We start from the raw sequence: 7,642 nt of genomic DNA, 5'->3' as shown, positions 1-7,642 counted from the left end.
TATTCGGTATTAGCTACCGTTTCCGGTAGTTGTCCCAAACTTGAGGGCAGGTTGCCTACGTGTTACTCACCCGTCCGCCGCTAACCATCAGAGAAGCAAGCTTCTCATCAAGTCCGCTCGACTTGCATGTATTAGGCATGCCGCCAGCGTTCGTCCTGAGCCAGGATCAAACTCTCCAATAAAGTATTGAAAAGAGCGATAAGCTCATTTTGAATCTGACGAGATTAAAAATCTCATTTGTGCTCCAGCCGATTCAAGCCAAGGCTTGTCTCAAACTTTCGCGTTCATTCTGCAAGCAGAATATTTACTCACTCGTTGTTCAGTTTTCAAAGATCAAACTTGTTTTGTTACCGAATGTTGTTCTCTTCAGCAACTCTTATATAATATCATGTCCGAACCAACTTTGCAAGCTCTTTTTTTAAGTTTCTTTCGAAGCTTATTTGATTTGCTTGCCGCACCGTGTAAACCGTGTTTTCTTGGCCGGACTAATAATATATCACGTATAGATATTAATTACAATACTTAATTTAATAAAATTCATTTACTACAAATCAACTACCTTTACTGTGTAGCTCTCCTCTATCCCAGTGTAAAGTTTATTATAGCTTAAATGACACTCTTTCGATTCATACATCGCAATACATGTCTAATTGATTTTAGAATTATTAGCTACATCTCCTCTCATATAATTCAGCTTCATTAATATGCTCAATTTAGGTTGTCCTTTTATCAACGTCTTTCAAGATTACTGGGGTGACTGTAAGTTACCACGAGTATAAGTAGAACTACTATAGAAGATAAACAAAAAAAGTGATGCACGCATATCACTATACGTGAACCACTTTCTTGGGTGTTATTACATTATATATAGAAGGAAACCCTTAATGTTGTGCCTGTGCTGATGCTGGAGGCGTCATCGTCATCTGTCCATTACCTGCTTTTTGCATGCCAACTCGCAGCAACGTAATTCCCCACGTAATAATCGAGATCAACAGAAGATGAACCATGTATCCCCCCACTGCTTCTCCACTATAGATCAAACGCATAAATCCCTGTACCCCATTGGAAGCGGGCAGAAAGTTTCCGATATAACGGTAGAATGGCGCCAGCATCTCGGCTGGAATGATATTTCCTGCAGTCATCAACTGGAGTGGAACCATCGCTACATTAAATAGAGGGCCTGCATTGCCAAACAGGGCAAAACTCATTTGTGTAAAACAGATACAAGCCAGACTCACCAGCACATGATACAGATACAAAGCGCCGAAGGAGCTCGCAACATCCGTGAACTGAAGAGCAACTGTATCCACAATCAGAGGAACGATCACAGCTATACACAATAACAGCAATTGCCGTCCCCAGAAGATTTCCCATTTTGAGTGGTTACGTTTCATGATATTCGACGTAATATTAAACTGAATGTTCATAGTCATCGAAGCAATATAGGTGATAAAACCCAGAATCATGGGCAGCATCGATGTTGCAAAATCACTTACGCTGTTCGTTTTATTAATTTCAGCCTTCACAGGCCCTTCATTCATCTTCGCCATCGCTTGTCCAATGGCTGCACTCAGTTCATCGCTGTTTGTACTATCGTCATTGAGTGTCACTTGAACCTTGGATTCCAGAATCCCTTGTCCCATTTGTGCAGTCATTCCAGTCGCCGCGTGTTCCACAATCGATTTGGCTACATCAGCATTTCCCTGATTGATATAAAAGGACAAGCTTGCGTCTGTACCGCCGCCAATCTGGTCAGCAAACCCATCTGGAATCACAATAACCATCGCATAATTACCTGCATTCATCTGTTGCTCAGCTTCCTCGGCAGATTCCAGTATATTAACATGGAAAGGCGCGAGTGTTTCAATCTGCTTCTGCAGCTCTGTTCCCTGTGTCCCGTCTTCGTTCACAAGAGCAACTTGAAGTTGATCCACTCTCTCCGTGGCTTGATGATAACCCGTCATCCAGATCACAACAAATAACAGCGGAACAATCAATGCAAAAACCAACCCTATTTTTGTCTGTGGCACTTTAAGAAAATCTTTGAAGCTTTTCATTCGTTCACGACTCCCGTTAGTTAAAATTAAAATAATTGCACTACATATATATGCACATGCACATATTTGGTTAAAAAAATTTATTTCATCTTTTCATAGATGCGATTCATCACATTCAGGAATGCTTCAAGCTCTTCAGGGGAACATTCGGCGAGTGCCTCTTGCTCTTGCTGTTTTGCCTTTGGTGTCAGAACGTTATTCATTTCCAGTCCTTCCGCCGTCAAACAAAGCAAAACCGCTCTGCGGTCCTGTGGATCTTCTTCTCTTGTCACCAGACCTTTGCGAATCAACTTGTCTATAATTTTGCCTACCGTTGTCTGGTCCCGCACTGTTAATTCAGCCAGTTTTTTCTGTGATATATGGCTTCCAGCCTTGCTCAATTCATTCAAGACTGCAAATTGTTCCGGAGTAATATCCTGTTCACTCAGATTTCTGGTTGTTGTTTTTTTGTATGCCAGATACGTCCGTGACAGAATCAGTCCAAGTGGATTTTCATCCATATTAACAGGCATGCTGTTGCTCCTTTCTCTATATAGTAGCACTACCATCTAATTTGCGTAAGCTCTATATTATTACCATATTTACAATACTGTCAATTTAATTTTTTATCTTTTCAAGCAAAAAGAGACCCACCCGTTAGTCAGGCAGCTCTCTCCTCTGGCATCGTCAAGCCACACTTACTCGGGCTTGCCACTTGAAGTTTCGGTATCGTCCTTCTTCTTTGTGCCTTTACTTTTATAAGGCTTCGGTGCACTTTTCGCCCGGTTAGCAGCGGCTTGCCAACGGTTCCAGCCTTTTTTACCCGTACCACGGCCGGTGCCGCCTTTTCCTTTTGCATTGCTCATGTTATCACTCCAATAATCCTGTATATGCTTAAAAATGACCGTCCTCGGTAACTTATTATGCAACCCAGCCCATCTAATTCACTTCCAGCAATTCTTATTATACCAAAAATCCACGTCTTTACGTCCATTTCCATAAATCATTGTATTGTTATTCTGTTATGAAAGCGGTATAGTGGACATAATTGAAAGAGGAAGCTGCGTCTTCTTCGGGATTGTTACTGGTAAGCAGGCGATACCCAAACCAAGGCTGTCTATTAAGCCTTAGTTTGGGTTTTTTGTTATTATTATGACCAATTGAGGTGAAACACATATATGATCATCCGTCAGATTTTTAACAACAATGTCATCCGGGCTGAGAACCAGGTTGGTCACGAATTTGTTGTCATTGGCAACGGTCTTGGCTTCAAAAAGAAAAACGGACAGCCTGTGGATGAGGATAAAATTGAAAAAACCTTTGTGCTGAAATCGGATAAAATACCGCAAAAACTCATTGATCTGATTGGGGAAACGTCGGTCGAATATTTGAAGTTAGCAGACGAAATTGTAGGCCATGCCAAACAGGAAATGGGCGATATTTTTAGTGATAATATCTATATCTCATTGATCGATCATATTCAGTTTGCCATTACCCGGTACCGTAAATCAGTCGGGCTGAAGAATTCTCTTTTGTGGCAGATCAAGAAGTTTTACAAGAAGGAATTTGGGATTGGCATGAACGCTGTGGAACTGATCCAGGAACAATTTGGCATTCAAATGGATGAACATGAGGCAAGTTTTATTGCCATGCATTTTGTAAACGCACGCCAAGATGCTCAGGGTATGAAACAAACCGTTGAAATTACCGAAGTGATTGATGATATCTTCAATATTGTGACTAATCATTACCAAATTGCCCTGGATGAAAATTCGTTTAATTATTCCCGGTTTATTACCCATCTTCAATATTTTGTGCAGAGAATGTTGAGTAATGAACAGGAGCAATTTGCTTCAGGAGATAACTTTCTGTATGAACAGGTGAAGGACAAATATAACAAGGCATTTGAATGCACACAACGGATCAATCAGTACCTTGAAGACAAGTTTGAAAGTGCCATGTCCATTGATGAAAAGGTGTATTTAACGATCCATATTCAACGTGTCACTTCCCGTAACGATTTGCTTGACGTGGAATAAAAAAAGCTTGCAAACGATTTCGGCGTCAGATATAGTAGGTCTCACAACTTAACGACAAGGATTGTTACTGCTCAAGCAGGCGATACCTAAATGATTGGCAACAGGTCATCTTTCCGATGATCATAGCCATTCGTTTAGGTATTTTTTGTTTTCAGGCAATCTTAACAACAAAGGAGAATGAACATGGATCATAAAAAAATGGGGGATGACATCGTTCGTCTCGTCGGCGGAGAAGCCAATATCAATGGTCTTGTCCACTGTGCGACCCGGCTGAGATTCGACCTGAAAGATTCAAAAAAGGCCGAACGTGAAACGCTTGAGAAGCATGAAGGCATTATTACCGTTGTCGAAAGCGGCGGCCAGTTCCAGGTGGTCATCGGTAGTAACGTGGCTCATGCATATGCGGAGATTATGAAAAACCGGGATTTCGGAGGAGATTCCTCCTCATCGGCTGAGTCCACAGGGGAAAAAACCTCGCTGCTATCCAAAGTTTTTGAAATTATATCCGGAAGTTTCTCGCCTTTAATCCCGGCTATGGCAGGATCAGGTATGCTAAAAGCTTTGCTGACTGTCCTGACCATGCTCGGATGGATGTCGGATACAAGTGACACATACCTGATTCTATCTGCTGCCGGCAACGCTGTATTTTATTTCTTGCCCATTTTCCTCGGCATCACACTGGGTATGAAGCTGAAAGCTAATCCTTATGTAGCTGGTGTAATTGGTGCCGCTCTGATGGAACCGAGCTTCACTGGGCTGATGGATAAGGGCTCAGATGTATCGTTCCTGGGTATACCGGTTGTCATGATGAATTATTCAGCCAGCGTATTCCCAATCTTCATATCAATCAGTATCTACGCTGTTCTGGATAAGTTACTCAAGAAAATCATTTTGAAAGACCTGCAATTGTTCCTTGTACCGATGATTGCTTTGATGATTATGGTTCCTCTGTCCGCAATGGCCTTTGGACCATTCGGCACCACGGTAGGTGACTGGATCTCCTCCGGCGTAACTTGGCTCATTGGGGTCAGCGGTATATTATCAGGGGTTGTACTGGGTGGATTCATGACCTTCATGGTTGTGTTCGGACTCCACTGGGGCTTTACTCCAATCACGATACAAAATATCGGGGTTGGCGGCGATCCAATTGAGGCCATGGCTGCTGCAGCTGTATTTGCACAAATCGGTGTAGCGTTCGGTATTTTCCTGAAAGCCAAAAAGAACAAAACCCTGCGAACCCTTGCTGGCTCGACCAGCCTTACCGGTTTACTTGCAGGTGTCACTGAACCAATCGTATACGGCCTGATCCTGCGTTATAAACGTGTGATTCCTATCGTGGTCATCGCGGGTGCGATCGGCGGTGCCATTAATGGTCACTTTGGTGTTAAAATGACTGCTTATGTGTTCCACAATATATTTGCCATTCCTGTCTATACACCAACGGTTGTTTACGTGATTGCGATCGCGTGCTCCTTTGCTGTAGCAGCCGTATTAACCGTGATGTTTGGTTATGAAAGCAAAACCAAAGACACAGATTCCGTTAAAAACGAATCCGTCTCCAACACATCGACTGAAAGTACACCAGCAGAACTTCCTGTTGTATCTGAGACCAAAACAACTGAAATCAAAAAGGAACAAATATATAGCCCACTTACAGGTAAAGCCGTAGCACTGAGTACCATTAACGACCCAGCTTTTTCGACTGGTGCTATGGGCAAAGGATTGGCGATTGTCCCTGAGATTGGTGAAGTTGTCGCTCCGGTGGATGGTGTTATCACTTCCCTCTTCCCGACTGGACATGCCATCGGGTTAACAACAAACGCAGGAACAGAAATTCTGATTCATGTTGGCATCAACACAGTAGCGCTGAAGGGAAAACATTTCTCTCCTGTCGTTCAGGAAGGAGATATCGTCAGACAGGGCGATCTGTTGATCCAGTTCGACATCGATAAGATCAAGGAAGCAGGATACGAAACCGTAACACCTGTCATTGTGACCCTAACGCAGCAAGAAGTAGATGTGTTCGAAACAACTCAGGAACAGGTACAGAAAAATGATGTCCTGCTGACTCTCGTTGTCTGACCCAACTTATATATTATGAATTCAACTTAGGAGGAACTAACCATGAAACATACTCAACTGAAACCATTTCCTAAAGATTTCTTCTGGGGAGGTTCAACCTCTGCCTATCAGATCGAGGGAGCCTGGAATGAAGATGGCAAAGGCCCTTCTGTCATCGACATGGGCAATCATGTGGAAGGCGTAACCGACTTCAAGGTAACCAGTGATCACTATCATATGTACAAAGAAGATGTGGCGTTGCTCGCCGAAATGGGCTTTAAAGCCTACCGCTTCTCCATCGCATGGACACGCATCTATCCGCAAGGAGCGGGTGAAGTGAATCCGAAGGGGCTCGCCTTTTACGATTCTCTCATTAATGAGTTAATTAAATACGGTATTGAACCCATTGTGACGATGTATCACTTCGATCTTCCTTATGCACTTGAAGAAAAAGGTGGCTGGTCCAACCGTGCAACGATTGATGCTTTTGAACAATATGCCAAGACCCTTTATGAGAACTACGGAGATCGGGTCAAATATTGGTTGACCATTAACGAACAAAATATGCTGATCCTGCATCCCGGCTCTCTGGGTACACTGGATACAACACTTGTTGATCCGCAAAAAACACTATATCAGCAAAATCACCACATGCTGGTTGCTCAAGCTAAAGCCATGGTCCTGTGTCATGAAATGCTGCCTGAAGCCAAAATTGGTCCAGCGCCCAACATCGGCGTAATCTACCCAGCGAGCTCCAAACCGGAAGATACGCTCGCAGCTGATAACTATGCTGCCATTCGTAACTGGCTCTATCTCGATATGGCGGTATATGGACGTTATAATCATATTGCCTGGAGTTATCTCGAAGAGAAAGGATATACACCTGTCATTGAAGACGGAGATATGGATATCCTGGCGCAAGGAAACCCTGACTTTATTGCGTTTAACTACTATACTTCTCAAACGGTTGGTGAAAGTCTGAACGATGGTAATGACTTCTCCCATACAGGAGACCAGCATGAAATCGTAGGTGAACCGGGCGCATATAGAGGATCTGTGAATCCCAATCTGCAAAAAACGGAGTTTGGCTGGGAAATTGATCCGGTCGGCTTCCGCTCCACCCTGCGTCAGATCTACTCCCGTTATCATCTGCCATTGATCGTTACGGAAAACGGTCTGGGTGCCTTTGATAAACTGGAGGAAGGCGACGTGGTTAACGATCCATATCGTATTGAATTCTTCAATAAACATATCGAACAGATTCAACTGGCGATCACGGACGGCGTGGATGTATTTGGCTTCTGCCCTTGGTCTGCGATCGATCTGGTTAGCACACATCAAGGATCAAGCAAACGTTATGGCTTCATCTATGTGGATCGTGAGGAATTCGATATTAAGGAATTGAGACGTATCCGCAAACAGAGTTTCCACTGGTATCAAAAACTGATTGAAACGAATGGAGAAATTCGTTAATACCGTACTATTAAAAAAGTCGACTGCACATGT

Annotated in this window: 6 protein-coding genes and 1 rRNA gene; 3 read left to right on the top strand and 4 right to left on the bottom strand. The window is 43.2% G+C overall.

Annotated elements, in window-relative coordinates; all coding sequences use genetic code 11:
* The 4 genes from BLS69_RS29965 to BLS69_RS29950 all read right to left on the bottom strand — a co-directional run.
* Window positions 1-182, bottom strand: a 16S ribosomal RNA gene (locus BLS69_RS29965); the annotation flags it as partial.
* Window positions 183-881: 699 nt separating this feature from the next.
* A complete protein-coding gene (locus BLS69_RS29960) occupies window positions 882-2,057 on the bottom strand; it encodes a YhgE/Pip domain-containing protein (RefSeq protein ID WP_091038937.1) in 1,176 nt (391 codons plus the stop codon).
* Between the two features lie 80 nt (window positions 2,058-2,137).
* On the bottom strand, window positions 2,138-2,569 hold the full coding sequence (locus tag BLS69_RS29955; protein WP_176873168.1) for a MarR family winged helix-turn-helix transcriptional regulator: 432 nt from the start codon (window positions 2,567-2,569) through the stop codon (window positions 2,138-2,140).
* A gap of 165 nt (window positions 2,570-2,734) precedes the next feature.
* Complete coding sequence (locus BLS69_RS29950) at window positions 2,735-2,902, bottom strand: DUF3934 family protein (protein ID WP_074093608.1); 168 nt, start codon at window positions 2,900-2,902, stop codon at window positions 2,735-2,737.
* A 312-nt stretch (window positions 2,903-3,214) separates the two neighbouring features.
* Between BLS69_RS29950 and licT the strand changes: the two genes are divergently transcribed.
* The 3 genes from licT (at window position 3,215) to BLS69_RS29935 (ending at window position 7,609) form a co-directional block, all read left to right on the top strand.
* The gene (gene licT / locus BLS69_RS29945; RefSeq protein ID WP_091038933.1) at window positions 3,215-4,075 is read left to right on the top strand and encodes a BglG family transcription antiterminator LicT; all 861 of its coding nucleotides are present in this window, start codon (window positions 3,215-3,217) and stop codon (window positions 4,073-4,075) included.
* 183 nt (window positions 4,076-4,258) lie between these two features.
* Window positions 4,259-6,157 carry a beta-glucoside-specific PTS transporter subunit IIABC gene (locus tag BLS69_RS29940; protein WP_091038932.1) on the top strand — a complete coding sequence of 633 codons (1,899 nt, stop codon included), beginning with the start codon at window positions 4,259-4,261 and terminating at the stop codon, window positions 6,155-6,157.
* Window positions 6,158-6,199: 42 nt separating this feature from the next.
* The gene (locus BLS69_RS29935) at window positions 6,200-7,609 is read left to right on the top strand and encodes a glycoside hydrolase family 1 protein (protein ID WP_074093605.1); all 1,410 of its coding nucleotides are present in this window, start codon (window positions 6,200-6,202) and stop codon (window positions 7,607-7,609) included.
* The last annotated feature ends 33 nt before the right edge of the window (window positions 7,610-7,642 follow it).

It is taken from the genome of Paenibacillus sp. CF095 (assembly GCF_900101225.1).
Lineage (GTDB): Bacteria > Bacillota > Bacilli > Paenibacillales > Paenibacillaceae > Paenibacillus.
Note: the sequence above shows the minus strand (reverse complement) of the source record. Positions and strands in the feature narration are given on the sequence as shown.

Bases quoted from the DNA above. Each gene is read 5' to 3' on its own strand.
- BLS69_RS29960 (WP_091038937.1), bottom strand. From the start codon at position 2,057: ATGAAAAGCTTCAAAGATTTTCTTAAAGTGCCACAGACAAAAATAGGG.
- BLS69_RS29955 (WP_176873168.1), bottom strand. From the start codon at position 2,569: ATGCCTGTTAATATGGATGAAAATCCACTTGGACTGATTCTGTCACGG.
- BLS69_RS29950 (WP_074093608.1), bottom strand. From the start codon at position 2,902: ATGAGCAATGCAAAAGGAAAAGGCGGCACCGGCCGTGGTACGGGTAAA.
- licT (WP_091038933.1), top strand. From the start codon at position 3,215: ATGATCATCCGTCAGATTTTTAACAACAATGTCATCCGGGCTGAGAAC.
- BLS69_RS29940 (WP_091038932.1), top strand. From the start codon at position 4,259: ATGGATCATAAAAAAATGGGGGATGACATCGTTCGTCTCGTCGGCGGA.
- BLS69_RS29935 (WP_074093605.1), top strand. From the start codon at position 6,200: ATGAAACATACTCAACTGAAACCATTTCCTAAAGATTTCTTCTGGGGA.